Raw genomic sequence first — 459 nt, forward strand, 5'->3', positions numbered from 1 at the left:
CGCGCCGACCTCCCCCCCCGACTCCGCGAGCTGGAGCCCCCCGCCAACCACGTCCTCCCGGCCGTCTCCCACGCGGGCGCACTGGCCGTCGTCCACGCATCGGCCGAGGTCGCGTGCGGTGCGCCGCTCTGGTTGGCGACCCGGGGCGCGGTGTCCGTCGGCCGTGCGGACGGCGCGCCGAACGTCTTGCAGGCGGCGAAGTGGGGACTGGGCCGCGTGGTCGGCCTCGAACACCCGGAGCTCCTGGGCGGACTGCTGGACCTGCCGGAGACCCTCGACTCCAGGGCGGTCGCCCGGCTCGGTCCGGTGCTGGCCGGTGCGCTCGGCCCCGAGGACCAGGGGGCGGTTCGCAGCAGCGGCGTTCTGGTCCGGCGTCTGGTGGCGGCCCCGGCGACCGGCGGAGCCACCTGGCGTCCGCGCGGCACCGTGCTGATCGCCGGAGGCACCGGCGGGCTCGGC

Annotated in this window: 1 protein-coding gene; it reads left to right on the forward strand. The window is 78.0% G+C overall.

What is annotated here, in order from left to right; translation table 11 throughout:
• Positions 1–459: hypothetical protein (locus PUR56_RS16530; RefSeq protein ID WP_329949493.1), on the forward strand; the 459-nt coding region annotated here is incomplete at both ends.

Source organism: Streptomyces sp. BE303 (assembly GCF_036290945.1).
Taxonomy (GTDB): domain Bacteria; phylum Actinomycetota; class Actinomycetes; order Streptomycetales; family Streptomycetaceae; genus Kitasatospora.